This is a genomic window from Streptomyces taklimakanensis (assembly GCF_009709575.1).
In the GTDB taxonomy this organism is placed as follows: domain Bacteria; phylum Actinomycetota; class Actinomycetes; order Streptomycetales; family Streptomycetaceae; genus Streptomyces; species Streptomyces taklimakanensis.
Genome location: NZ_WIXO01000001.1, coordinates 3,710,753 through 3,736,497, shown reverse-complemented (window position 1 = coordinate 3,736,497; position 25,745 = coordinate 3,710,753). Strand labels below are relative to the sequence as shown.

Sequence of the window (25,745 nt, the reverse complement as noted above, 5' to 3'; positions counted from 1 at the left end):
GGCGGCGCACGGGCAACCCCGGGGGGCTTACGGAACGTCTTCCGTTCGGGCAGGGTGACGACCGGGAATCCCATCGCGGGGAGGGTCGGCACGACCCGACGGCCCGCGAGGGCTCGACGCACCGGGGGGAGACGGGACATGGCACACGGACCGAGGAGTCGCGCGGCGCTGGCCGCGGTGGCCGTCATGCTGCTGGGCGCGGGGTGCGCGGCCGATCCGGCGGGCGCGCGGTCGCACCTCCCGGCGGGCACGATGTCGCCCGCCGCGCCGCCGACGGCGGGTGACGCACCGACACCGACGCCCACACCGACAGCGACGCCCACACCGACACGGACCCCGCCGCCCGCTCCGTCGGCACCGGCCGCGGCGAGCCCGACGTCACGGTCGCCGCGCGCCGAACCGGTGGAGCGGTCGACGACGCGGACGCCCGAGGCGTCCGCCACGCCCACGCCGTCCCGCACCACCGCGGCACCGCCGATGCTGCGGGAGGGGGCGCGGGGCGAGAAGGTGCGCGAACTCCAGGCACGGCTGCGTCAGGCCGGGCACTTCGACCTCAACCCGACCGGCTACTACGGGACGATCACCAGCGGCTCGGTGTCCGCCTTCCAGCGGACGCGGGGCCTGCCGGCGAGCGGCGACGTCACGCGGGAGACCTGGGACTCCCTGACGGCCCGGACGAGGACGCCCACGCGGCAGGAGCTGTACCCGCCGACCACCCGGCCGGTCACCGAGCCCGACCCCCGGTGCCTGACGGGCCGGGTGATGTGCGTCAGCAAGGAGAGCCGCACGTTGGTGTGGATGATCGACGGCAGGGCGCTGTCGGCGATGGACGTGCGGTTCGGCTCGGAGCTCACGCCGACCCGCGAGGGTGTGTTCGCGGTCTCCTTCAAGAGCCGTCACCACCACTCGACGCTCTACGACACCCCGATGCCGTACGCGATGTTCTTCAGCGGCGGCCAGGCGGTGCACTACTCCGCGGACTTCGCCGCCAACGGCTACAACGGCGCCTCGCACGGCTGCGTCAACGTGCGGGACAAGGAGAAGATCGCGACGCTCTTCGACCAGGTGGAGCCGGGCGACAAGGTGATCGTCTACTGACGGCCGCGCGGGGCCGCGGGAAACGGCCGGGAGGCCGGGAGTCCGAAGAGGGCGCGGGCGGGGCCGGGGGAACGTGCCCCGCCCGCGCCTACGCGCGTCCCACAGGTACGGGGGGGACCTTGGGTGGCGCGTTCGCCGATGACCAGTCGGCTTGTTCTGTACTGCGTCGGCCGGTCGAAAAGTGTCACACCCGGGGGCGGGACTTCTCCGTGACGTGCCTCACCGCGCTCCGGGGCGCCCCCTCCCGCCGGGGGAAGCGCCCACCGCGGGGGAAACGACCTCGGGCACCGGGGGGGCGGGCGGGGCGCCGGCGTCGTCACCCGAACCGCCGACCGAACCGCCGACCGAACCGCTGTTCGCGCCACCGGACGGACCGCTGTCCGCGCCGCCGCCCGCGCCGCCGGGGCCGGCCGGCGGGGGATCGACGGGAAGGGCGTCACCCCCCTCGCCGGGGAGGACGTCGCCACCCTCGCCACCTTCCCCGCCACCGCTCGGGCGGCCCGGAGCGGCGGGATCGGTGGGAGCGGCGGGGCCGGTGGGAGCGGCGGGGCTCCGGCCGCCGGAAGGGTCCTCACCGCCGGTGACCCGACGGCAGAGCCGGTCGGCCTCGTCGGGACCGCCCGCGAGCCGTTCCAGCTCCATCCGCTCGGCCCGGTCCAGCCCGTTCCTGCCACGCTCGCCGCAGAGCGCGGCGATACGGGCCTCGGACGCGGCGAGCGCGCCGTCCGGACGCTCCGGTCCGTCGCTGCCCCGGCCATCCGACTCGTCCCGGCCCTCCGAGCCGAAACCGCCCGCCTCGCCGCCTTCGCCGGTGTCCGCCCCCGGGCCCGTGAAGTCGCCGGAGCCCGCAGGTGCGTCGGACTCCGTGGAGGCATCGGAGTCGCCCGGATCCCGACCTCGCTCGTGCGGACCGTCCGACCGCTCCCCGGTCGGATCGCCGTCGCTCTCGGTCCCGGCCGAGGGGCCGTCGCCACCGTCCGGTGTCCGTCCGTCGACGCCGTCGCTCCCGGGGCCGGTCGGTGCCGCCGAGGGAGGCGGGTCGTCCCCGCCGCCGAACGGCGCGGGCAACACCCCGCCCGCGCCCACGGCGACGCCGCCCAGCACGACGCCGGTCGCCAGGGTGGCGATCCCCAGACGCAGGGGGCGCCCGAACCTCCTCGGGTACGCGCGGCGGCCCGGACGGCTGTGCGCCGCGCCGTCCGCCGGGGCCGCACCGGCCCGGACGCGGGCCGCCCGGAAGGCGGCCAGGGCCGCGGCCTCCCCGGGCAGTTCGGCGCCGACGTGCGCGCCGGGAGGAGACGTGGAGGCGGAGCCGGAAGAAGGAACAGCGGCGGAGCCGGAAGAAGCAGCGGCGGAGCCGGAGCCGGAAGAAGGAGAGGCGGAGTCGGAGCCGGCGAGGGGTTCGGGGGCGGGAGTGGCGAGAGGGGTGGAGGCGGCGAGTTCGTCGAGGACCGACTCCAGTGCCGTCAGGGCCTGTGGAGCCTCCGCGTCCGCCGGGGGAGGATCACCGGCCGCCCGGTCGCGCAGCAGACGCTCCGCGGTCTCCTCGTCCAGCCATCCGTACCGGTCGTCGTCGGCCCTCACGTTTCCCTCAGCGTCCGTCCGGCCTTTTCCGTCACACCGCGTACGGCTCCGGCCCTGGGTGCGGAGGCCCCGTCCCCGGCGGCGTCCTCGCCCTCCAACAGCTCCGCGAGTTTCCTCAACCCCCGGTGCGCCGCGGTCCGCACCGCCCCCGGACGCTTGCCGAGCACCTTCGCGGCGCCCTTGGCGTCGAGGCCGACCACCACCCGCAGGACGACCGCCTCGGCCTGGTCGCGCGGCAGCCGCGCGATCAGGGCCATGGCGCGCCCGGTGCCGATCGACTCCAGGGCCTCGTCGAAGGTGTCGGACCCGGCGGGCAGCACGGCCAGTTCGTTGTCGTCGTCGACGGGGCCGGAGGCCGGACGCCGTCCCCGCGCCCTGATGTGGTCGAGCGCCCGGTTGCGGGCGATCCGCGCCGTCCAGCCGCGGAACCGGTCGGCGTCGCCGTCGAAGCGGTCGATGTCCCGGGCGATCTGCAGCCACGCCTCGGAGGCCACGTCCTCCGCGTCGGCGTCCGGCACCAGTGTCCGCACGTACCCCAACAGGCGGGGGTGCACGGCGCGGTAGACGGTGCGGAAGGCGTACTCGTCGCCCTCTCGCGCAGCGTGCACCGCTGCGGTGAGCTCCGCGTCTTCCCCCTGCACGCCTTAGTCCTGCCCCACTTCGCGATGTAGCGCCCGCCCGAGCCCCTGGCCGGGCCCGGTCCCGCGGTGTTGCCTCGACACGCGTCGATGCGAAGCAGCACGCTACGACCTAGTGTGCGCTCCCGTCCATGCGAACGTGCCCCCGATCACGGTCGGAGACGCCTCGGGCCCCTTTCCCCGGGAGGGGTGCGAAGACCGCGGGGAGGACGTGGGGGAACCGAGTAACAGAAATCGGGGTGCCGACGCTGATGAGGATGACGGGCTCCGCTCGGCGCGGCAGTCCGTACTCGACGACGGCCGGGGTCTCTCCTGTGGGGGGTGGCGACCCCGGCCGTCTTCGCACGGTCGCGCCGTTCCCGGATCGTCGGACGCACTCGTTCCTGCCACCGTCCTCTCCGCCCGCCCGCGGGCCTCTCCCCTCCCGCGCCTCCTCCCGCGTCTCCTTTCGCACCGCCCCGCGTTCCCCTCGTGTTCACACCGGGTTCCATCGGGCGTGATGTTTCACCGCTCCGGTGCGCTAGGTGAACGGAAGTCCCCGTTCCGGGGGGCACCGGACACCCGGGCTTCCGCCGACGGCACCATGGGGCCTTCCGCACAACGATTCCGAGATGACGAGGGGCGGGACACTTGAGTCCGCGAAGAGCGAGAGCACGAGGATCATCCGGCCTGAGGAGAGGGGTCTGGCTGACCCTGGCCGCCGTCGTGGCGAGCGGCGCCGGAGTGGCGACCGCGGCGGTGGCGAGTCCGCCCGAGGACCGGGGCCCGTCCGTGACGGCGTCGCCGGTCAAGACCTACTCCGTGAACCTCCGCTCCAGGAGCGAGCACAGAAGCGACGTGACCCGCCGCGACACCAAGCCGTTCAGCCTGGTGGGCATCTCCTGGCCGCGGGCCACCGCCGAGCTGGAGGGCCGGGCCGAGGTGCGCACCCGCAGCATCGAGACCGGCGAGTGGACACCGTGGCAGGAACTGGGCCTGGACCTGCGGGCGCCCGAGGGCGAGGAGGGCCGCGAGTCCACCGCCCGGGGCGCGACCGAACCGCGCTGGGTGGGCCCCTCCGACGGGGTCGAGGCCCGTGTGGTCTCCGAGGACGGCCGGAGCGCGGCGGACTTCCCCGCCGGGATGCGGCTCGACCTGGTCGACCCGGGCACGACGGAGCGTGAGGCGAGGAAGGCGGAAGCCGCCGGCCCCGCCGCCTTCGACGCGGTCGCCCACACCACCTCCCAGGCGGCCCCGGAGTCCGCCGCCCCGGCCGCGGAGGGTCCGACGTCCACCGACGGCGCCGCCGCGCGCTCGTCGCAGACCGGGGCCGAACCCACCGCGTCCGCCGAACCGTCCGTGCCGCCCGCCCCCGAGTCGACCGTCACCCGGCCGCCGATCGTCTCCCGCGCCGCCTGGGGCGCCGACGAGTCCATGGTCGAGGAGCCCTCGGCCTACCTGGAGGACGGGATCAAGGCGGCGTTCGTCCACCACACCACGGACGCCAACAACTACAGCTGCTCCCAGTCGCCCGCGATCGTCCGGGCGATCATGACGTACCACGTCAAGAGCAACGGCTGGAACGACCTGGGCTACAACTTCCTGGTCGACAAGTGCGGCACGGTCTTCGAGGGCCGGCACGGCGGCGTCGACCTGCCGGTGTACGGCGCCCACACCTACGGCTTCAACAGCTACTCCACCGGCATCGCGGTGATCGGCAACTACGCCACCGACGGCGTGCCCAGCGCCACCGTGACCAACGCCGTGGCCCGCGTCGCCGCCTGGAAGCTCGGCCAGTACGGCGTGGACCCGGCCGGCCGGGTGACGCTCACCGCCGCCGCCGACACCGGCGTGTGGGAGGAGGGCGAGCAGGCGGACCTGTACACCATCTCCGGCCACCGCGACGGCTTCGCCACCGAATGCCCCGGTCAGGCCCTGTACGAGGAACTCCCCGAGATCCGGCGCTTCGCCGCGAGCCCGGCCGCCAGTGCCGCGAAGCCCACCGCCGACGTCAACGGCGACGGCATGGTGGACATGGCCGCGGGCACCTACCGGGCCGCCGTGGATGGCATGGACATGGCGGGCACCGTCACCGTGGTGCCCGGCGGCCCGGACGGCCCGGTGGACTCGGCCCGTAAGGTCCTCTCCCAGTCCTCCCCCGGCGTCCCCGGCGACTCCGAGGAGGGCGACGGCTGGGGCGCGGCCACCGCGTACGGCGACGTGAACGGCGACGGACACGCCGACCTGGTGGTCGGCGCGCCCGGTGAGGACGACTCCCTGGGCAACGCCGACTCGGGCGCCGCGACCGTTCTGTACGGCCCCGGCCTCGACACCGGCACCCTGCTGGAGGCCGACGCCGCGGACCGCACGGGCGGCTCCCGGTTCGGCTCGACGGTCGCCGTCGGCGACTTCGACAGCGACGGCACCGCCGACGTCTTCGTCGCCTCCCGCAACCCGGCCGGCTGGTGGGCGTTCGACGTCGCCGACGACTCGGTGCGCAAGGGCACCCTGGACACCGGGGCCGCCGGCGGCATCGGCTACCTCGCCTCCACCACCGGTGACTTCGACCGCGACGGCTACACCGACGTGGTCATGAACCACCGGGACGCGAGCGGCACCGGCCGGCTGACCCTGTTCAACGGATCGGCCGAGGGGTTGCGGTACGTCGGCCCGGCGTCCGTCCGGGGCGGACGCTCGGTCGCCGCCGGCGACATCGACGGCGACGGCTACACCGACCTGGTGGTGGGCCAGCCCTACACCTCCGAGTCCGGCTCCGACGCCGGCGGCCAGATCGCCGTGCTCCCCGGCTCGCCGGACGGTCCGACGACCGCCGGCGGGAGGGTGATCCACCAGGACACCGCCGGGGTTCCGGGCGGCTCCGAGTCCGGGGACGCGCTGGGCTGGTCCGTCGCGGTCGGCGACGTGGACGCCGACGGACACGCCGACGTCCTGGCCGGCATGCCCTTCGAGGACCTCACCCGAGACGGCATCAACCGGAGCGACGCCGGCATGACGGTGCTGCTGTACGGCACCTCCGCCGGGCTGAGCACCTCGGGGGCGCAGTCCTTCCACCAGGACACCACCGACGTGCCCGGCGCCTCGGAGACGAACGACCGTCTGGGCGCCTCCGTCCTGCTCGCCGACCTGACCGGCTGGGGCCGCACCGACCTGGCCATCGGCGCCTCGGGCGAGGACTCCTTCGACGGGACGATCCTCCAGCTCGACGCCGGGAGCGCGGGCATCTCCACCGGCGGGGGCGTCTACTACAACCGCGCGAAGCTGGGCACCCCGGCGGGGGTCCAGTTGGGAGACCGGCTGTCGCCGTGACCGGGCGGGGACGGGCCGACGGGCGGACCGGCGGGCGGCTGGGCACCCGACCCGGCCCCGCTCCGCCCCGCGGCCCGTCCCCCTCTTCTCCACCGGCCGTCGCGCGTCCGTGCCCCGTGCCCCGTGCCGCGGGGCACGCCCGGCGCTCCCGTCGACGTGCCGGTCACGCGCTCGCGACGTGGCGGTTTCCGGACCGGCGCGGTGGCGATGAGTCGGCGAGGTGGAGATGTTGTCGACGCGTCACGCACGAGCGTGGAAGGATCCCGTCCGTGAGCGATGTGGCGGATGGAGGCGGCAACGGCGTTCCCCGGGAGACCCTCGGAGACCTGAACGCCGCGGTCCTCGGTGTGCAGCGGGGCGACGAGGCGGCCTTCCGCGTCGTCTACCGGTCCCTCAACCCCGAGCTGCTCCGCTACGCGGCCGTCATCGTCGGCCAGGACGCCGAGGACGTGGTGGCCGAGACGTGGTTACAGATAGCCCGGGACGTGCTGCGTTTCCGGGGCGACGGCGCCGCCTTCCGCCGCTTCGCCCTGGCCGTGACGCGGAACCGGGCGCGGGACGTGCTGCGTCGCAGGAAGAGGCGGGTGCAGGAGATCACCGTACCGACCGAGGAACTGCCCGAACCACGTGCGGCCGGCGCGCCCGGCGGCGCCGTGGCACCGGACACCGCGGAGGTGGCCGGTGCCGAGTTGTCCACCCGTGAGATCGTCTCCCTGATAGCCACCCTGCCGGGCCCCCAGGCGGAGGCGGTGCTGCTGCGCGTGGTCTTGGACCTGGACACGAGGAGCACGGCCGAGATCCTCGGCAAGAGGCCGGGAGCGGTGGCGATGGCGCTGTCGCGCGGTCTGAAGAAACTGGCCCGGCTGGTGGAACGGCCCGAGGCAACGGCGGTACGGAGGTGAACGACCCGATGCGGGACGGGGAGGAAGGCGCCCGTGTGACGGAGGCCGCGTTGCGCCGTCTGATCGCGGAGGGCGCCAGGCCGGGGTCCGGACTCCGTGGGTCCGACGACATGCCGTCGGACAGCAGTCTCCGCGCCCTCGCGGCCGCTCTCGACGCCGCGGCCTCCCCTCCGGAGGCCGACGAACCCAAGGGCGAGGAGGCGGCGTTGGCCGCCTTCCGGGCCGCTCGCGAGGAGCGGGCGGAAGCGTCCGGGGCGGTCGGTCCGCGCGGCCGTCTCGCCCGCCTGGCACGGCGCCTGGGCCGGACACGCACGAGCGCGCTGGGCGTGGTCGTGATCGCCGCCCTCGGCAGTGGGGTGGCGGTGGCCTCCGTCGGGACGTCCTTCCTGCCGGGCGGCGAGCCGCCGGGCCGGACGACGGGGGAACCGCTCCCGCCGGACGGCGCCTCCACGAGTCCCTCCGGACGCTCCCCCAACACGCCGTCACCGGAGGACGCCCCGGACTCGCCGAGACGGCGTTCCGGCACCGTGGCTCCCTCCGACGCCCCGCTCCGGATCGTCGCGCTGTGCCGCTCCCAGGCGCGGAAACCGGACACCGTGCCGGGGAAACCGCTGGTCGAGGCGGCCGGTGGCCGCGACCGGGTGGACGACTACTGCGCCCGGGTGCTGGAGTCCGCGGCGACGCCGCCGGCCGGGACGGACGACCGGAAGGGCAACGGCGTCCCCGACGGGAGCGGCGGAAACGACGGAAACCAGGGCAGCGGCGGCAACCAGGGCAGCAGCGGAAACAGCGGAAACCAGGGCAGCGGCGGCAACCAGGGCAGCAGCGGGGCCGTGGACAACGGCGGCCCCGGCACCCCGGCCGGTCCGGCCCAGGGGAACCAGGGGAACCAGGACGTCGGCCGGGGCAACGCGAACGGCGGCGCCAACGGCAACGCCGACGCCGGTCACGGCACCGGCGGAAACAGCGACGGCAACGGCGGCAACGGCAGCGGAAACGGCGGCCAGGGCAGCGGCAGCGGCGGCGGCAACGGCAGCGGAAACGCCGAGGCCGGCGATCGGGGGACCGCCGGGCGGGGAGGCACCGAACAGGGCGGCGAGGCCCGTGGGGGCAAAGGCCCCGGCAACCGTCCCGCATCCTCCTCCGGCTGACCCGGAACCACTGCCGCCGGCCCCCTCCACCGAGCGCGGCGGAGGCCACCGGGGCGACACCCACCGGTGGGCACACCGTAGGGTCGGGCCATGGATCTCCGACTGACCCGGTTCCGCGGCCGGTTGCTCACGGCGGTCGTCGTCGCCACCGCGCTCGTCGGGGCCGGTGTGTGGGCGGTCGTCCCGGACGACGGGCCTGCCGTGCGCCGCGTGGAGCGGACGTTCACCGTGCCCGAGTCCCCCGGCGACGACCGCGGCACGGTCCGCGTCGACGCCTCCTACTTCACCGCGGGCGAGTCCGCCGGGCGCAGGCCGGCGGTCCTGCTGGCCCACGGCTTCGGCGGTGACAAGACGGACCTGCGCGGGCGGGCGGAGGAGTTGGCGCGCGCCGGATACGCCGTGCTGACCTGGTCGGCGCGCGGCTTCGGCGCCTCCACCGGCCGGATCGGGCTGAACGACCCCGAGCGTGAGGTGGCCGACGTCAGCCGCCTGATCGACTGGCTGGCGAAGCGGCCCGAGGTGCGGCTCGACGGCGAGGGCGATCCCCGGGTGGGGGTGGCGGGCGCCTCCTACGGCGGCGCGGTCTCGCTGCTGGCCGCCGGGTACGACGAGCGGGTCGACGCCATCGCGCCGAGCATCACCTACTGGGACCTGTCCGAGGCGCTCTTCCCCGGCGGCGTCTTCAAGGAACTGTGGTCCGGTGTCTTCTTCACCACCGGTTCCGCCGGCGCCGCGCCCTCCGCCACCGTCGGGACACCGCCCGGTTCCGACTCCGGCGCCGGGACCGATGCCGGTGGGGGCGCCGCGCCCGACGCCCCCACCGGCTCCGGGACCGGTACGGGGACCGGGGCCGAGCCCCCGGCCGGTGCCGGCCCGGACGCCGGCCCCGGTCCGGCACGGGAGGCGGCGGGCTGCGGCCGCTTCTCCGCCGAGCTGTGCGCGATGTACGAGCGGGTCGCCGTCGCGGGCGAACCGGACGAGGCCGCCCGCGAACTGCTGCGCGAGCGCAGCCCGGTGGCGGTCGCCGACCGGATCGACGTGCCCGCGCTGATCGTCCAGGGACGGTCCGACTCCCTCTTCCCCCTCGACCACGCCGACGCCATGGCCGAGGCGATCCGCGCGAACGGCGCGCCCGTGGCGGTGGACTGGATCGCGGGCGGCCACGACAGCGGCTCACAGGCCGAGGCGGCGCGGGTGGCGGACCGCACGCGCGTCTGGTTCGACCGCCACCTCAAGGGCGACGCCGACGCCGACACCGGTCCGGCCTTCCGCGTCACCCGCACCGGCGGCATGGACACCACCGACGGGGAGGTGCGGTTGCGCGCCGCCGAGGCCGACGCCTATCCGGGGCTGTCGGCCGGCGACCGGGCGGTCGCGCTGCGCGGGCCCGAGCAGTCCTTCGCCAACCCGGCGGGCGGCAGTCCGCCCGCCGTCTCCGCCGTGCCGGGGCTGGGCGGCCTGGGTGGGCTGTCGGGGCTGGGCGTGAGCCTGTCGTTGGACCACCCCGGCCGACACGCCCGCTTCGAGTCCGCGCCGCTGGGGGAGGCGGTGCGGGTCACCGGCTCCCCCACGGTGCGGGTGAGGGTGGCCACGGACGCCGACGACGGGGAGGCGGTGCTCTTCGCCAAGCTCTACGACGTCGGCCCCGACGGGCGACAGGTCCTGCCCGCCCAACTGGTGACACCGCTGCGGGTCACCGACGCCGGGGAGGGCCGCACGGTGGAGGTGCGGCTGCCCGCGATCGACCACCGCTTCGAGTCCGGGCACCGCATGCGCCTGGTGCTCTCGACCACCGACCTGGCCTACGCCTCACCGGTCGAACCGGCCGTCCACACCGTCTCCCTGGCCGGGGACGGGGTGCGCGTGCCGGTCGTACCGGGCCTGGAGACCGAGGCCGATCCGCTGCCGTGGTGGGTGTGGGGCCTGCCGCTGCTCGGGCTCGTGACGGCCGCCGCACTGCTGCTGACCGGGCGGCGCCGGCGGGGCGCTCCGACCGTCTCCTCCCCGGACGCCGAAGCCGCCCCGGAGCCGGCCGCCGCGGACACCGACCCGGAACGGGAGGACGTCCCCCTGGAGATCTCCGGCCTGTCCAAGCGGTACGCGGGCGCCACCGACCGCTACGCGGTGCGCGACCTGTCCTTCCGGGTGGAGCGCGGCCAGGTGCTGGGCCTGCTGGGTCCCAACGGCGCGGGCAAGACCACCACACTGCGCATGCTGATGGGCCTGATCTCCCCCGACGACGGCGAGGTCCGCGTCTTCGGCCGGCGGGTCCGTCCGGGCGCGCCGGTGCTGTCGCGGGTCGGGGCGTTCGTCGAGGGGGCCGGCTTCCTGCCGCACCTGTCCGGCCGGGCCAATCTGGAGCTGTACTGGAAGGCCACCGGGCGTCCCGAGCGGGACGCGCACCTGGCGGAGGCGCTGGAGATCGCCGGGCTCGGTGACGCCCTGGAGCGCGCGGTGCGCACCTACTCGCAGGGCATGCGGCAGCGGTTGGCCATCGCCCAGGCCATGCTGGGCCTGCCGGACCTGTTGATCCTGGACGAGCCGACCAACGGTCTGGACCCGCCGCAGATCCGCGAGATGCGGGAGGTGATGATCCGTTACGCCTCCGACGGCCGCACGGTGATCGTCTCCAGCCACCTGCTGGCCGAGGTCGAGCAGACCTGCACGCACCTGGTGGTCATGGACCGCGGCCGGTTGGTGCGGACGGGTCCGGTGGAGGAGATCACCGGCTCCGGGGACACCGTGCTGGTCGGGGTCCGGGGTCCGGTGCCCGAGACGTTGCCGGAGAAGGTGGCGGCCCTGCCCGGCGTGGGGTCGGCCGCGCCGACCGAGGAGGGACTGCTGGTGCGGCTCGACGGCGCCGGTGTGCCGGAGCTGCTGGCCGAGCTGTTGCGGATGGAGGTGCCGGTGGTCGCCGTCGGCCCGCACCGTCGCCTGGAGGACGCCTTCCTCACCCTGATCGGAGGAGAGCGATGACCGCCACCCCCACCCCCGCGCCGTCCCCCGCGTCCCCGAAGTCCCCGGCCCCCGGGCCGTCGGGCGCGGCGCCCGGCTGGCGCCCGCGGCGCACCCTGCCGCTGCGCGTGGAGGCGGTGCGCCAGTTGCGGCGCCGCCGGACCCTGGTGACGGGGCTGGTCCTGGCCGGGCTGCCGCTGGTGCTGATCGCGGCCTTCGCGGTCGGCGGCGAGCCCGAGCGCGGCGGCCGGCGGATCAACCTGATGGACACCGCCACGGCCACGGGCGCCAACTTCGCGGCCATGGCGCTGTTCGTCTCGGCGAGCTTCCTGCTGGTGGTGCCGGTGGCGCTGTTCTGCGGCGACACGGTGGCCTCCGAGGCGAGCTGGTCGTCGCTGCGCTACCTGCTGGCCACGCCGGTGCCACGGGCCCGGCTGTTGCTGAGCAAGCTGGTGGTGGCGCTGGCCTTCAGCGCCGCCGCGATGGTGCTGCTGCCGCTGGTGGCGCTGGCGGCGGGCTCGGTGGCGTACGGCTGGGGTCCGCTGGAACTGCCGACCGGCGGGACGCTGCCGCCGGGCGAGGCGGTGGGGCGGCTGGCGGTCGCGGTGGCGTACGTCTTCACCGCCCAGTTGGTGACGGCCGCGCTGGCGTTCTGGCTCTCCACCGTCACCGACGCGCCGCTGGGCGCGGTCGGCGGCGCGATCGGGCTGACGATCGTCGGCACCATCCTGGACGCGGTCACCGCGCTGGGCGACTGGCGCGAGCTGCTGCCCGCCCACTGGCAGTTCGCCTGGGTGGACGTGTTCAACAGCGAGGTGGAGTGGGGCGGGATGCTCCGGGGCGCCTCGGTGTCGGTGGCGTACGCGCTGGTGCTGTTCGCCCTGGCCTTCCGCCACTTCCGGACCAAGGACGTGGTGTCCTGACGTCCGGCGCGCCCGGCGCCCCTCGGGAGCGAGGAGGTCGGGCGCGCCGGAGGCGCGCTGCCTCGGGCCCCGGTCACGTCACCCGGTCGGCCAGTTCCCGGAAGGCCGGCCAGTCCAGGACGGGCGGCGCGGGGTTCCACAGTTTCTGGGCCAGGGCCCGCAGCGGCATCCGGATCCCGCGGGCGACCTGCTCGGTGGTCTGGGCCCCGGACAGGTCGCACCAGACGGCCAGCCGTCCGCCTCGGATCCGGTCCGGCCCGGCCAGCTCGTCGGGGACGGGTTCGGTGCCGCGCAGCACGGCCGGGGTCCACTCCTCGTAGATGCGTTCGCCGGTGGGGTAGGTGAACTGGTTGGGCTCGCCGAGGACGTAGTAGAGGTACTCGTCGTTGAGGTTGACCACCTCCCACCCCTCCCTCAGGTACTCCTCGGGTTCGCGGGCGCCGATCTCCTTGCCCGTCCAGTAGGTCACCTGGCGGGGTTCGCTGGGCTCGACCACCCCGCCGGGGTGCTGTCCGTCGTTCCACACCTGCGGGGTGAAGCCCTCCTCCCGCACGGTGGCGGCGCGGTCGTTGAGCCAGGCCGCGGCCAGGTCCCGGATGCCGGCGCGGGGGCCGTGCGCACGGCGGGCGGCCTCGGCCAGCTCGGGGTAGGAGGCCTCGGGGTCGGAGGCCATCAGCGCCCGGTACTCGTCGCCGCCCAGGTGCCAGAACGGTCCGGGGCCGGGCTGGTCGCGGAAGAGGGGGGCGTACTCGCGCAGCAGGTCGTCCAGGAGGCGTGCCGAGCGCGGGTCGGAGATGTCGATCGCGCCGGGGGCCGGGTCGCCGTCGGCGTCGCGCAGTTGGAGCTCGGGGTGGGCGTCGAGGACGGCGCCGAGGTGGCCGGGCGAGTCGATCTCGGGGATGACGGCGATGTGTCGGGAGTTGGCCAGCTCGACGATCCGACGCAGTTCGGCCTTGGTCAGGTGGGGGTCGGAGACGATCTCGGGGTGCGAGTCGCTCTCGACGCGGAACGCCTGGTCGTCGGAGAGGTGGAGGTGGAGCTGGTTGAGCTTGAGGTCGGCCATCTCCCGGATGCGGTCCTCGATCCACTCCGCGTCGAAGTGCTTGCGGGCGATGTCGAGCATGAAGCCGCGCTGGGGGCGGTCGGGCCAGTCGCGGACGGTGCCCGCGGGCATCCGTCCCTGGCCGCGGACGGCCTGGAGGAGGGTGCGGGTGCCGTGGAAGACCCCGGTGTCGGTGCGGCCGGTGACGGTGACCCTGCCGAAGGCGGTGGTCAGCGCGTAGCCCTCGCGGCCACGCACCTCGTCGTCGGGGGCCTCGGTGTCCAGGACGAGCTCGACGTCGCCGGGGCCGGCGGGACCGTCGGAGCGCCCGGCGTCCAGTTCCTCGGCGAGGAGGTCGGCCTCGTCGGCCAGCTCGCCGTCGGGGTCGGCCACGACGCGGGTGCCGGGGCCGGGCTGCCAGCCGATGCCGGACTCGGGTTCCCACAGCCGCACGGCGGGGACCGTCTCGGGCGCCGGGGGCAGGGTGACGACGGGGACGTCGGCGCTTCCCCCGGCCCAGCCGCCTCGGCCTCCTCCACCGCCCCTTCGGCCCTCTCCGTCGCCGTCCGGCAGTACGAGGATCCCGATCGACACCGCGGTGGCCAGGGCGGCGAGCACAGCGGCGACGACCAGGGGTTTTCTGCGGGAGGTGCGCTTGCGTCTACGTCCCATGGAGTGACCGTATTACCCCTTTCCAGCACTCATCCGTCAATCATGCGCCCCAAGTCCTTCTCGTCCGAGTGAAAACCCTCTTTCCACCAAGCACCCCCTTTCGCGTATCGTTACCGTTGCGTCATCTTCCGTCACACGATCACCTCAGTCATCGGCACCGCCAACGGTACGCGCCGACTCGACCACCGGAACGACCCACCCGCCGGCATCACCGTCCCTCGTCCCGTGTCCCGCGACGCCCCCGACATCCCCGCGCCCGAGGAGTCCATGCGCCTGCCCCCTCAGCGAAGCGAGGCGACGCCGCTCCACCGCCTCAACAGCGCCTCGCCCGACGAACTGCGGGAGACCCTGCTGTCCTGCTGCGGCAGCCGGCGTTGGGCGGACAGCATCGTCGAGCACCGCCCCTACCCGGATCCGGAGGCGTTGCTCGCCGCCGCGGACGAGGCCGGTTACGACCTCACCGACGAGGATCTGTCCGAGGCGCTGAGCAGGGAGTCCTCGGCGGGGCCGGACCACGGGGGCCTGCTGTACGGCGGCCACCGGCTCACCATCTCCGGGCCGGGCACGCTCGCCGCCCACACGGCGCTGCGCGCCGCGCACGCCGCGTACGAGAGCCGCTTCGGCTACGCCTTCGTGCTCTGCGTCGACGACGTCCGCGAGGAGGAGGCGGTCGGCCACGTCCTCACCGCGATCCGCACCCGACTGGGCAACGAGGCCGACCGCGAGCGGGCCGTGGCCGCCGACGAACTGCGCCGCATCGCGCGCGGGCGACTGGTCAGGCTGCTCCGGGAGGGGCGGTTCACCGGCTCGGGAGGCGGGCCGGGCTCCGCGGAGCGCCCGGAGGCCCCCAAGGCTCCCCGGGCCCCGGCGGCGGTGCCGCGGGGACTGGTGCCCCGGGGCCCGGCGTCCTGATCCGTCCGTGCCTGATCGATCACATCCGACCCCCCGGGGGAACCGACACGCCGGCACGTAGATACCATGGCCAGTGGCCGGTGGACCGTACCCGGCCGGGCCAGACCGACACCGAAGCCGGCCGGCCCCGTGATACCGCTCCCGGAGGGAATGTTTCCGTGCCGGCTGGAACGCTGTACCGCGGCCGGGAAGGCATGTGGTCCTGGGTGGCTCACCGAGTCACCGGTGTCCTCATCTTCTTCTTCCTGTTCGTGCACGTCCTGGACACGTCGCTCGTCCGCGTCTCCCCCGAGGCGTACGACGACACCGTGGCGGTCTACAAGACGCCCATCGTCGCGCTGCTGGAGTACGGCCTGGTGGCCGCCATCCTCTTCCACGCGCTCAACGGCCTGCGGGTCGTCGCCGTCGACTTCTGGTCGAAGGGCACCAAGTACCAGCGCCAGATGCTGTGGACCGTGATGGGCATCTGGATCGTGCTGATGATCGGGGCGCTGTACCCGGTCCTCGGGCACGCCGTGAGCGAGCTGTTCGGGAGCTGACCCATGGCCTTTGACGTAGACAACCCCGCCCCGGTGATCGAGCCGCCCCGGGCCCGCACCAAGCGGACGCCCCGGGCCACGCGCGGCAACTTCGAGCTCCACGCCTGGCTGTTCATGCGGCTGTCCGGCATCGTGCTGGTGCTCCTGGTGATCGGCCACCTGCTGATCCAGCTCGTCCTGGACGGCGGCGTCAGCAAGATCAACTTCGCCTTCGTGGCCGGTCGCTGGGCCTCGCCCTTCTGGATGACCTGGGACCTGTTGATGCTGTGGCTGGCGATGCTGCACGGCGCCAACGGTCTGCGGACCGTCATCAACGACTACGCCGAGCGGGACAGCACGCGCTTCTGGCTGAAGATGCTGCTGTACACCGCCACGGTGTTCACCGTCCTGCTGGGCACGCTGGTGATCTTCACCTTCGACCCGAACATCCGCTAGAGCCGGGGCTGAGGCACAGACTGTCATGAAGATCCACAAGTACGACACCGTCATCGTCGGCGCCGGCGGCGCCGGGATGCGCGCCGCCATCGAGGCGACGAAGCGCAGCCGCACCGCCGTGCTGACCAAGCTCTACCCCACCCGGTCCCACACCGGCGCGGCCCAGGGCGGCATGGCCGCGGCCCTCGCGAACGTCGAGGAGGACAACTGGGAGTGGCACACCTTCGACACGGTCAAGGGCGGTGACTACCTGGTCGACCAGGACGCCGCGGAGATCCTGGCGAAGGAGGCCATCGACGCCGTCCTCGACCTGGAGAAGATGGGCCTGCCGTTCAACCGGACCCCGGACGGCACCATCGACCAGCGCCGCTTCGGCGGTCACTCCCGCAACCACGGCGAGGCTCCGGTGCGCCGGTCCTGCTACGCGGCGGACCGCACCGGTCACATGATCCTCCAGACGCTGTACCAGAACTGCGTCAAGGAGGGCGTGGAGTTCTACAACGAGTTCTACGTCCTGGACCTGCTGCTGAACGAGATCGACGGCGTCAAGCGGACCGCGGGCGTCGTGGCCTACGAGCTGGCCACCGGCGAGATCCACGTCTTCCAGGCCAAGGCCGTCGTCTTCGCCTCGGGCGGCAACGGCAAGTTCTTCAAGGTCTCCTCCAACGCCCACACCCTGACCGGTGACGGCCAGGCCGCCGCGTTCCGCCGGGGCCTGCCGCTGGAGGACATGGAGTTCTTCCAGTTCCACCCGACCGGCATCTGGCGCATGGGCATCCTGCTGACCGAGGGCGCCCGCGGCGAGGGCGGCATCCTCCGCAACAAGGACGGCGAGCGCTTCATGGAGAAGTACGCGCCCGTCATGAAGGACCTGGCCTCGCGCGACGTCGTCTCCCGCTCGATCTACACCGAGATCCGCGAGGGCCGGGGCTGCGGCCCCGAGGGCGACCACGTCTACCTGGACCTCACCCACCTGCCGCCGGAGCAGCTCGACGCCAAGCTGCCGGACATCACCGAGTTCGCGCGCACCTACCTGGGCATCGAGCCGTACACCGACCCGATCCCGATCCAGCCGACCGCGCACTACGCGATGGGCGGCATCCCGACCAACGTCATGGGCGAGGTGCTGGCCGACAACACCACGGTGGTGCCGGGCCTGTACGCCGCCGGCGAGGTCGCCTGCGTGTCCGTGCACGGCGCCAACCGGCTGGGCACCAACTCGCTGCTGGACATCAACGTCTTCGGCCGCCGGGCCGGCATCGCCGCCGCCGAGTACGCCGCGACCGCCGACTACGTCGACCTGCCCGAGGACCCGGCCGGGTTCGTCGAGGGTCAGGTGGAGGCGCTGCGCTCCTCGGAGGGCACCGAGCGGGTCACCGAGATCCGCAAGGCGCTCCAGGAGACCATGGACAGGAACGTCATGGTCTTCCGCACCGAGCAGACGCTGAAGGAGGCCGTGGAGGAGATCGGCGCCCTCCGCAAGCGCTACAAGAACGTGTCCGTCCAGGACAAGGGCAAGCGGTTCAACACCGACCTGCTGGAGGCCATCGAGCTGGGCAACCTGCTCGACCTGGCCGAGGTGACGGCCGTCTCCGCGCTGGCCCGCAAGGAGTCGCGCGGCGGCCACTACCGCGAGGACTACCCGAACCGCGACGACGTCAACTTCATGCGCCACACCATGGCGTACCGCGAGGTGGGCGACGACGGCACCGAGTCGATCCGGCTGGACTACAAGCCGGTCGTGCAGACCCGCTACCAGCCGATGGAGCGTAAGTACTGATGGCCACTCCCGTCATGGACAAGAGCCAGTCCGAGCCCGGTGCCGGCGGCACGGCCACGGACACCCCCTACATCACCGCCACCTTCCGCATCCGGCGGTTCAACCCGGAGGTCTCCGACGAGGCCACCTGGGAGGACTTCCGGATCGAGATCGACCCCAAGGAGCGCGTCCTGGACGCCCTCCACAAGATCAAGTGGGAGATCGACGGCACGCTGACCTTCCGGCGCTCCTGCGCGCACGGCATCTGCGGCTCCGACGCGATGCGCATCAACGGCCGCAACCGGCTGGCGTGCAAGACGCTGATCAAGGACATCAACCCGGAGAAGCCGATCACCGTCGAGCCCATCAAGGGCCTCACGGTCCTCAAGGACCTGGTGGTCGACATGGAGCCGTTCTTCCAGGCCTACCGGGACGTGATGCCCTTCCTGATCACCAAGGGCAACGAGCCGACGCGCGAGCGCCTGCAGTCCCCCGAGGACCGCGAGCGCTTCGACGACACCACCAAGTGCATCCTGTGCGCCGCGTGCACCTCCGCGTGCCCGGTGTTCTGGAACGACGGCCAGTACTTCGGCCCGGCGGCGATCGTCAACGCGCACCGCTTCATCTTCGACTCCCGCGACGAGGGCGGTGAGCAGCGTCTGGAGGTCCTCAACGACCGCGAGGGCGTCTGGCGCTGCCGCACCGTCTTCAACTGCACGGAGGCCTGCCCGCGCGGCATCGAGATCACCAAGGCCATCCAGGAGGTCAAGCGCGCGCTGATCACGCGGCGCTACTGAGGCCCGTGCCGGGGCCGCCCCGTCGAGGGGCGGCCCGGCGCCGGTGAGGGCCCGTTCCCTTCGGGGAGCGGGCCCTCACCGCGTTCCCGGCCGGCGCAGGCGGGCGTTGAGCCGGGCGGCCCGGCGCGTCAGGTGGTCGCGCTCGGCGAGGTTGGGTGCCTGGTGGGCCGCCTCGACGTACAGCCGTGCCGCCGTCACCGGGTCGCCGTCGCGCTCGTGGAGGTAGGCCGCCACCGCGGCGCGGCGGGGCACGGGGTGTCCCCTGCCCGAGGAGCCCGAGCACCCCGGGGAGGAGTCGTCCAGCGCCGCGAGCGCCGCCAGGCCGGCGCGCGGTCCGTCGGCCTCGCCGACGGCCACCGCGCGGTTGAGCCGGACGACCGGGCTGTCGGTCAGGCGCACGAGCTCGTCGTACCACTCGACGATCTGCGCCCAGTCGGTCTCCTCGGCGGTGGGCGCGTCGGCGTGGAGCGCCGCGATGGCGGCCTGGGCCTGGAACTCGCCCAGCCGGTCGCGGGCGAGGGCCGCCCGCAGGATCCCGACGCCCTCGGCGATCGCCCCGGTGTCCCACCGGCCGCGGTCCTGTTCGGCGAGCGGCACCAGGCTGCCGTCGGGCGCGGTCCGGGCGGCGCGCCGGGCGTGGTGGAGCAGCATGAGGGCGAGCAGGCCCGCCACCTCGGGGTGGTCGACGGCGGCCGCGAGCTGCCGGGTGAGCCGGATGGCCTCGGCGGCGAGGTCGACGTCGCCGGAGTAGCCCTCGTTGAAGACCAGGTAGAGGACGCGCAGCACGGTGGCGACGTCGCCGGGCCGGTCGAGGCGCACGCCGGAGACGGTGCGCTTGGCCCGGCTGATGCGCTGCGCCATGGTCGCCTCGGGCACCAGATAGGCCCGGGCGATCTGGCGGGTGGTCAGCCCGCCGACGGCGCGCAGCGTGAGCGCGACCGCGGACGACGGCGTCAGCGACGGGTGGGCGCACAGGAAGTAGAGCCGGAGCGTGTCGTCCGCCGCGGGCGCGGGTCCGGGCGCCGGCTCCCCCTCGACGAGGTCCTCACGCCGGCGGCGGGCGGCGTCCGCCCGGGCCGCGTCGAGGAACCGGCGCCAGGCCACGGTGACCAGCCAGCCCTTCGGGTCCCGCACGGGGTCTCCCCTGCTCGCGGAGCTCGGGGAGGGGTCGGCGGGCCAGACGCGGACCGCCTCGACCAGCGCTTCCTGCACGGCGTCCTCGGCCGCCGCGAAGTCGGCTCCGCGGCGGACGAGGACGGCGAGCACGCTCGGCACGAGGCTCCGGAGCAGGACCTCGTTCACCTCGCGCGTCACTCCGTGACGGTGGGCGGCGCGGCCAGGAACGGGCGCACCTCGAGCCACTCGTGGATCGGCTCCCCGCCCGCCCCGGGGGCGGCCGACAGCTCCCCGGCCAGCTCGACGGCGCGCTCGTGGCTGTCGACGTCGATCACCATCCAGCCGGCGATGAGGTCCTTGGTCTCGGCGAACGGGCCGTCGGTGACCGGCGGGCGGCCCTCGCCGTCGTACCGGACGAAGGTCCCCTCGGGGGCGAGCGCCTGGCCGTCGACGAACTCGCCGGTCTCCTCCAGCCGGGCCGCGAAGTCGCGCATGTAGCGGACGTGGGCCGAGATCTCCTCCGGCGTCCACTGGTCCATGGGCACGTCGTTGACCGGGGCCGGGGCACCGCGGTAGTGCTTGAGCAGCAGGTACTTGGCCATCGTGTCTCTCCTCGGCGCTGGTGCGACCCATTGTGGCCGCCTTCACCCCGGGGACGGAGCCGGTCACGGGTTCTCGACATCGCCGGGCGGATTTTTTTCTCCACTCGCGTGGACGGGCCCGGGTGGCGCGTCAGGCCCGCGCGGAGGCGAGCTGCACCACGGTGATGTCGGACTCCGCGCCCACCCGCACCGGCGGCCCCCAGGCGCCCGCGCCGCGGCTGACGTACAGCTGGGTGTCGCCGTAGCGCTCCAGGCCCGCGAGGGTGGGGTTGGCGGCCTGGGCCGCGTAGGTGAACGGCCACATCTGACCGCCGTGGGTGTGGCCGGAGAGCTGGAGGTCGACGCCGTGGTCCACCGCGTCGTGGATCATGACCGGCTGGTGGGCCATGAGCACCACCGCGCGGGAGGTGTCGCGGTCCCCGAGGGCCCTGGAGAAGTCCGGGCCCTCGCCCTCCTCCTCGCCGGCGAGGTCGTTGACCCCGGCGAGGTCGAAGTGGGGCAGCTCGCGCCGGGCGTTCTCCAACGGCTCCACCCCCAGTTCGCGGACGTGGTCGATCCACTCGCGGGCGTCACCGAAGTACTCGTGGTTGCCGGTGACGAAGTACGAGCCGTCGCGCGAGCGGAGTCCCGCCAGGGGCTCCGCCGCCGGGCCGAGGTCGGCGACGGTGCCGTCCACCAGGTCGCCGACGACGGCGACCATGTCGACGTCCGCCCGGTTGATGGTGTCGACGATCCGCTGGGTGTGGGAGCGGCCCAGGACGGGGCCGAGGTGGATGTCGCTGACCACGGCGATGCGGTAGCCGTGGGCGGCACGGGGCAGTTTGGCCAGCGGCACGGTGACGCGCTTGAGCTTCGGGCCGCGCAGCACGCCGTAGGTGCCGTAGCCGACCGTCCCGGCTCCCGCGAGCCCCGCGGCGGCGGCCACGGTGCGGGCCACGAACACCCGCCGCGACGGACCGGCGGGCTCCGGGCGGGCGGCGGTGTCGCCTCCGGGCCCGCCGTCGTTTCCGCTCCCGTCGCCGTCGCGGGTGGCCAGGGCGGTGCGCGTCCCCGCCGTGCCCGTCCCGGTGTCACCGCTCTCCACCACGGTCCCGGAGGAGGCCGGCGGGCCCGTGGACGCGTCCCGGACGGTCCCGTCCTCGTGTTCCCCGGCACCGACGGCCCCGGCCTCTCCCGGCTCCTCGACGGCTCGCCGGGCGGCGTCCCGCCGCTTGAGGAAGCGCAGCAGCAGCGGCCGTACCGCCTCGCCCACCAGCAGGGCCAGCAGCAGGTAGAGCAGGAGGGCGAGCCAGAGGTAGCCCGGCCAGGCCAGGATCCGCTTGAGGAGGAAGGGCGCCTCCGAACGCCCCACGATCTGCGCCCCGACGGCGATCAGGGGCATCAGGACGGCCAGCGCCGTGCCCGTCCGTCTGTACCGGGTGCCGCGTTCCGACACGTCGCGGACCAGCCGCCGCCACAGGTACCAGTGCGCCCCTGCCAGCACGCACACCACCAGCAGCGCGACCCCCGCGTACACCACGACCATGCCCTGTTCAACTCCCCTGCCCTGTCGCCTGTCCTCCCCGGAACGTTCCGGGGGCGGTCACGCGTTCCGCCGCTCGTCGCGCAGCGCCCGCAGCCCGCGCAACCCGATGACCCCGATGGTCGTTCCCAACACCAGTGACGTCCCGGCCAACAGCAGGTGGACCCAGAAGTAGGCGGTGGGGTCGCCCGCGTCGTCGAAGGCCAGGCCGCTGCCGTCCTTCCACAGGTTCCTGACGAAGGTGGTCCATACGAACCAACTCCAGACGCCGAACGCGAGCAGGAACCACGAGACGGGGCGAGAGAGTTTCACACCTCCCAGTATGTCCATCGGACCAACGGAATCACCGGCAGGGGCGGTAGCGGCCACCGCGATGGTCCCCTCGCCACCCCCTTCCGGGCCCGGGCCCGGTACGTTCGCTGCGTGTCGAAGACTCACCGTGTTGTCACCCTCGCGCGCCGTGCGCGCAGCGTCCGCGGCCTGTCGGTCGTCGGCGCCGCCCTGTTCCTGCCGTGCCTGCTCGTCGGCGCCCCGGCCACCGCGGTCGGGCACCCGGCGCAGGCGCAGCCGGAGGAACCCGCTCCGCCTCCGCGGATGTCCACGGTGGGGGGTGAACGGCTCGGTCTGCCCGGGGTCCAGATACAACCGCGGGCCGGGGCCGACGTCCCCGAGCCGCCCGAGTCCGTCAGCTCGCGGGCGTGGATCGTGGCGGACGCCGAGACCGGCGACGTGCTCGCGGCGAAGAACGCGCACTGGCCCCTCGCCCCGGCCAGCACGCTGAAGATGCTGTTCGCGGACACCCTGCTGCCGAAGTTCGCCCCGGAGACCGTCCACCGGGTCACTCCGGAGGAACTGTCGCAGGTCGGCCCGGGCAGCAGCCTGGTCGGCATCAAGGAGGGCCTCACCTACACCGTCCGCGACCTGTGGTTGGGCGTCTTCCTCCGCTCGGGCAACGACGCGGTCCACGTACTGGCCGAGATGAACGGCGGCAAGGAGGAGACCGTCCGGGAGATGAACGAGCACGCCCGCGAACTGGGCGCGCTCGACACCCACGTGGTCAGCCCCGACGGCTACGACGCCGAGGGCCAGGTCTCCTCCGCGTACGACCTGACCCTGATCGCCCGCTCCGGGATGCAGAAGCCGGACTTCCGCGAGTACGCCGCCACCGTCCGGGCCACGTTCCCCGGCGACGTGGAGAAGGGCGAGGACGGGAGGACCAGGCGCGGGACCTTCGAGATCCAGAACACCAACCGCCTGCTCACCGGCGATGTGGGCCTGGAGCCGTACGAGGGCATCGCCGGGGTGAAGAACGGCTACACCACCAACGCCGGACTCACCTTCACCGGGGTCGCCCAGCGCGGTGACCGGGTGCTGCTGGTCACCGTCATGCACCCGGAGGAGGGGGGCCTGCGGGTCTACCGGGAGACCGCCTCGCTCTTCGACTGGGGCTTCGAGGCGGCCGACGACGTCGTCCCCGTGGGGCAACTGGTGCCGCCCGAGAGCGTGCGGGACGGCAGCGGCAAGAACTCCGACGGCCGGCCCACCGGGCAGCGTGCGGACACCGCCGCCCGTCCCTCCGGCCCCACGGCCGCCGGCGCCCACGAGTCGTCGGGCGACGCCGACACGGCCCTGCTGGCCGCCGCCGCGGCGCTGCTGGTGCTGGGCGCGGGGCTGTACGGGGTGCACCGCCGCCGGCCACTGCCGCGCCTGTCCGGCCTGCCGGGCCTGGGGCGCGGTCCGCGGGCCCCGGCCGCCCTCGGCAGTCCGGAGAACCCCGGCACCCTGGAGCGGCTCCTGGGCAGCGCGGCGGCCACGAAGTTCGTGGTGGTCCTGCGGAGGACGGGCACCGCCCCCCGGAAGGAGGCGGCCGACCCGGGGACACCCGCCGAACCCACCGGGCGAACCGGAGCGAGCGGACCGACCGCGGCGCGCCCCCCGCGGGAGGCGCGGGAGCCGGAGCCCCGGCCGGAGGACCGTCCGGAGGACCCCGAGTCCCCACCGGCCCCCGACCTCACCCGCACCCCCTGACACGTCTCGGGCCCCCGGAAAGGGGGCCCGATCGACGACCGCGCCCGGCGGCGCGTCAGAGCGAGGGGGCCGGTGGTCTGGAGAAGGCCGGTTGGTGCGGCAGCGGCAGGGTCGGGGCGCCACCGAAGGCGAACTCCCTCTGGAGCCGCCAGACGCCGTCCTCGCCCTGCTCGTACAGCGCGAAGCCCGTCGTCGTCCAGGCGGCCTCGAAGTCGGCGAGCTCCTCGTACGCCCGGTCCATCGCCTCCTCGGCGATGCCGTGCGCGACGGTGACGTGCGGGTGGTACGGGAACCGCAGCTCGCGCGCGAGCGGGCCGTCCGCCGCGCGGACGCGCTCCTGGAGTCGGCCGCACTCCGAGGCCCCCTCGACGACCCGCACGAAGACCACCGGCGACAGCGGGCGGAAGGTGCCGGTGCCCGCCAGCCGCATCGGGAAGGTCCGGCCGGCCGCGGCCACCCGGGCGAGGTGTTCCTCGATCTCCGGACGGCGGTCGGCGTCCACCTCGGTCGGCGGCAGGAGGGTCACGTGGGTGGGGATGCCATGGGCCGCGAGGTCGCCGAAACCCGTACGCCGCTGCTGGAGCAGGCTGCCGTACGGTTCCGGGACCGCGATCGATACGCCGAGCGTGACGGTCCCCACGTGCGTCTCCTTCCTGGTCTGCCTCGTCTGTCGTTCCCCCTGGTCGTTCCCTGGTCGTTCAGTGCTTGGCGGGTACGAACCCCACCTTGTCGTACGCCGCGGCCAGCGTCTCGGCGGCCACCTTCCGGGCCTTCTCCGCGCCTCTGGCCAACACCGAATCCAGCGTCTCGGGATCCTCCAGATATTCCTGGGTGCGCTCCCGGAAGGGGGCCACCCAGGCGGCGACGACCTCGGCGAGGTCGGTCTTGAGCGCGCCGTAGCCCTTGCCGGCGTACTGCTGCTCCAGTTCCGGGACACCGGTGCCGGTGAGGGTGGAGTAGATCACCAGCAGGTTGCTGATGCCGGGCTTCTCCTTCTCGTCGTACCGGATCTCCGTCCCGGTGTCGGTCACCGCGCTCTTGATCTTCTTCGCGGAGACCTTCGGCTCGTCGAGCAGGCTGACCACGCCCTTGGGCGAGGCGGCGGACTTGCTCATCTTCGCCGTCGGGTCCTGGAGGTCGTAGATCTTCGCCGTCTCCTTGAGGATGTGGGCCGAGGGGACGGTGAAGGTGTGGCCGTAGCGGCTGTTGAAGCGCTCGGCGACATCGCGGGTCAGTTCGATGTGCTGGCGCTGGTCCTCGCCGACGGGCACGCTGTCGGCCTGGTAGAGCAGGATGTCCGCGACCTGGAGGACCGGGTAGGTGAACAGGCCGACCGTGGTGGCCTCGGCGCCCTGCCGCGCGCTCTTGTCCTTGAACTGCGTCATCCGCGACGCCTCGCCGAAACCGGTGAGGCAGTTCATCACCCAGGCGAGCTGCGCGTGCTCGGGGATGTGGCTCTGCACGAACAGGGTGCAGCGCTCCGGGTCCAGACCGGCGGCCAGCAGCTGGGCGGCGGCCAACCGGGTGGACGCCCGCAGCTCCTTCGGGTCCTGCGGAATGGTGATGGCGTGCAGGTCGACCACGGCGTAGAACGCGTCGTGGGTCTCCTGCAGGTCGACCCACTGGCGGACGGCACCGAGGTAGTTGCCGAGGTGGAAGGAGCCCGCGGTGGGCTGGATGCCTGAGAGAACACGGGGACGGTCAGTGGCCATGGCGCCATTCTCGCAGAGCACCCGCCGCGCGCTCATCCGTGTTCCGACACCC

General features: G+C 73.9%; 21 protein-coding genes. 12 read left to right on the top strand and 9 right to left on the bottom strand.

Features of this window, described 5'->3' with window-relative positions:
* Positions 1–138: 138 nt before the first annotated feature.
* A complete protein-coding gene (locus tag F0L17_RS16630) occupies positions 139–1,098 on the top strand; it encodes a L,D-transpeptidase family protein (RefSeq protein ID WP_155071696.1) in 960 nt (319 codons plus the stop codon).
* Positions 1,099–1,317: 219 nt separating this feature from the next.
* Here the strand turns inward: F0L17_RS16630 and F0L17_RS16625 are convergent, their stop codons facing one another.
* Both F0L17_RS16625 and F0L17_RS16620 read right to left on the bottom strand, forming a co-directional pair.
* The gene (locus F0L17_RS16625) at positions 1,318–2,682 is read right to left on the bottom strand and encodes a hypothetical protein (protein WP_155071695.1); all 1,365 of its coding nucleotides are present in this window, start codon (positions 2,680–2,682) and stop codon (positions 1,318–1,320) included.
* Positions 2,679–3,323: a sigma-70 family RNA polymerase sigma factor gene (locus F0L17_RS16620; RefSeq protein WP_162466290.1), complete on the bottom strand. Its 645-nt coding sequence runs from the start codon at positions 3,321–3,323 to the stop codon at positions 2,679–2,681. The genes F0L17_RS16625 and F0L17_RS16620 overlap by 4 nt, the downstream gene beginning before the upstream one ends.
* 702 nt (positions 3,324–4,025) lie before the next feature.
* On the opposite strand from F0L17_RS16620, the gene F0L17_RS16615 reads away from it, so the two are divergent.
* The 5 genes from F0L17_RS16615 (at position 4,026) to F0L17_RS16595 (ending at position 12,557) form a co-directional block, all read left to right on the top strand.
* Positions 4,026–6,626 carry an FG-GAP-like repeat-containing protein gene (locus tag F0L17_RS16615; protein WP_338018110.1) on the top strand — a complete coding sequence of 867 codons (2,601 nt, stop codon included), beginning with the start codon at positions 4,026–4,028 and terminating at the stop codon, positions 6,624–6,626.
* Between the two features lie 269 nt (positions 6,627–6,895).
* The gene (locus F0L17_RS16610) at positions 6,896–7,528 is read left to right on the top strand and encodes a sigma-70 family RNA polymerase sigma factor (RefSeq protein ID WP_162466289.1); all 633 of its coding nucleotides are present in this window, start codon (positions 6,896–6,898) and stop codon (positions 7,526–7,528) included.
* Between the two features lie 35 nt (positions 7,529–7,563).
* Positions 7,564–8,679 carry a hypothetical protein gene (locus tag F0L17_RS16605; RefSeq protein WP_155071694.1) on the top strand — a complete coding sequence of 372 codons (1,116 nt, stop codon included), beginning with the start codon at positions 7,564–7,566 and terminating at the stop codon, positions 8,677–8,679.
* Positions 8,680–8,769: 90 nt separating this feature from the next.
* The gene (locus tag F0L17_RS16600; protein WP_155071693.1) at positions 8,770–11,655 is read left to right on the top strand and encodes an alpha/beta fold hydrolase; all 2,886 of its coding nucleotides are present in this window, start codon (positions 8,770–8,772) and stop codon (positions 11,653–11,655) included.
* Positions 11,652–12,557: an ABC transporter permease gene (locus F0L17_RS16595; RefSeq protein WP_155071692.1), complete on the top strand. Its 906-nt coding sequence runs from the start codon at positions 11,652–11,654 to the stop codon at positions 12,555–12,557. The genes F0L17_RS16600 and F0L17_RS16595 overlap by 4 nt, the downstream gene beginning before the upstream one ends.
* 73 nt (positions 12,558–12,630) lie before the next feature.
* On the opposite strand, the gene F0L17_RS16590 is transcribed toward F0L17_RS16595, so the two are convergent.
* Positions 12,631–14,271, bottom strand: coding sequence for a family 20 glycosylhydrolase (locus tag F0L17_RS16590; RefSeq protein ID WP_155071691.1), 1,641 nt, complete (start codon positions 14,269–14,271; stop codon positions 12,631–12,633).
* A gap of 225 nt (positions 14,272–14,496) precedes the next feature.
* On the opposite strand from F0L17_RS16590, the gene F0L17_RS16585 reads away from it, so the two are divergent.
* The 5 genes from F0L17_RS16585 (at position 14,497) to F0L17_RS16565 (ending at position 18,713) form a co-directional block, all read left to right on the top strand.
* On the top strand, positions 14,497–15,183 hold the full coding sequence (locus F0L17_RS16585) for a 2-oxo-4-hydroxy-4-carboxy-5-ureidoimidazoline decarboxylase (RefSeq protein WP_420802422.1): 687 nt from the start codon (positions 14,497–14,499) through the stop codon (positions 15,181–15,183).
* A gap of 158 nt (positions 15,184–15,341) precedes the next feature.
* Positions 15,342–15,722 (top strand): succinate dehydrogenase, cytochrome b556 subunit, encoded by a 381-nt coding sequence (gene sdhC, locus F0L17_RS16580; protein WP_093661581.1) that lies wholly within the window; start codon positions 15,342–15,344, stop codon positions 15,720–15,722.
* 3 nt (positions 15,723–15,725) lie between these two features.
* Complete coding sequence (locus F0L17_RS16575) at positions 15,726–16,157, top strand: succinate dehydrogenase hydrophobic membrane anchor subunit (protein WP_155071690.1); 432 nt, start codon at positions 15,726–15,728, stop codon at positions 16,155–16,157.
* A 25-nt stretch (positions 16,158–16,182) separates the two neighbouring features.
* Complete coding sequence (gene sdhA / locus F0L17_RS16570) at positions 16,183–17,937, top strand: succinate dehydrogenase flavoprotein subunit (protein WP_155071689.1); 1,755 nt, start codon at positions 16,183–16,185, stop codon at positions 17,935–17,937.
* On the top strand, positions 17,937–18,713 hold the full coding sequence (locus tag F0L17_RS16565) for a succinate dehydrogenase iron-sulfur subunit (RefSeq protein WP_155071688.1): 777 nt from the start codon (positions 17,937–17,939) through the stop codon (positions 18,711–18,713). The genes sdhA and F0L17_RS16565 overlap by 1 nt, the downstream gene beginning before the upstream one ends.
* 75 nt (positions 18,714–18,788) lie before the next feature.
* Here F0L17_RS16565 and F0L17_RS16560 read toward each other — a convergent pair whose 3' ends face one another.
* From F0L17_RS16560 to F0L17_RS16545, 4 genes are all read right to left on the bottom strand, one after another.
* Positions 18,789–20,015 (bottom strand): DUF6596 domain-containing protein, encoded by a 1,227-nt coding sequence (locus tag F0L17_RS16560; RefSeq protein WP_162466838.1) that lies wholly within the window; start codon positions 20,013–20,015, stop codon positions 18,789–18,791.
* 8 nt (positions 20,016–20,023) lie between these two features.
* Entirely contained in the window at positions 20,024–20,431 is a 408-nt protein-coding gene (locus tag F0L17_RS16555; RefSeq protein WP_155071687.1) for a YciI family protein, read from the bottom strand.
* Between the two features lie 130 nt (positions 20,432–20,561).
* Entirely contained in the window at positions 20,562–21,956 is a 1,395-nt protein-coding gene (locus F0L17_RS16550; RefSeq protein WP_155071686.1) for a metallophosphoesterase, read from the bottom strand.
* Positions 21,957–22,013: 57 nt separating this feature from the next.
* Positions 22,014–22,265, bottom strand: coding sequence for an SCO4848 family membrane protein (locus F0L17_RS16545; RefSeq protein ID WP_162466288.1), 252 nt, complete (start codon positions 22,263–22,265; stop codon positions 22,014–22,016).
* A 111-nt stretch (positions 22,266–22,376) separates the two neighbouring features.
* Between F0L17_RS16545 and F0L17_RS16540 the strand changes: the two genes are divergently transcribed.
* Entirely contained in the window at positions 22,377–23,981 is a 1,605-nt protein-coding gene (locus F0L17_RS16540; protein ID WP_420802421.1) for a D-alanyl-D-alanine carboxypeptidase family protein, read from the top strand.
* Positions 23,982–24,036: 55 nt separating this feature from the next.
* On the opposite strand, the gene F0L17_RS16535 is transcribed toward F0L17_RS16540, so the two are convergent.
* Together F0L17_RS16535 and trpS are read right to left on the bottom strand one after the other, a co-directional pair.
* Positions 24,037–24,621 (bottom strand): 2'-5' RNA ligase family protein, encoded by a 585-nt coding sequence (locus tag F0L17_RS16535; protein ID WP_162466287.1) that lies wholly within the window; start codon positions 24,619–24,621, stop codon positions 24,037–24,039.
* A 58-nt stretch (positions 24,622–24,679) separates the two neighbouring features.
* Positions 24,680–25,693, bottom strand: a complete 1,014-nt coding sequence (trpS, locus tag F0L17_RS16530) for a tryptophan--tRNA ligase (RefSeq protein WP_155071684.1) — start codon at positions 25,691–25,693, stop codon at positions 24,680–24,682.
* Positions 25,694–25,745 lie beyond the last annotated feature (52 nt).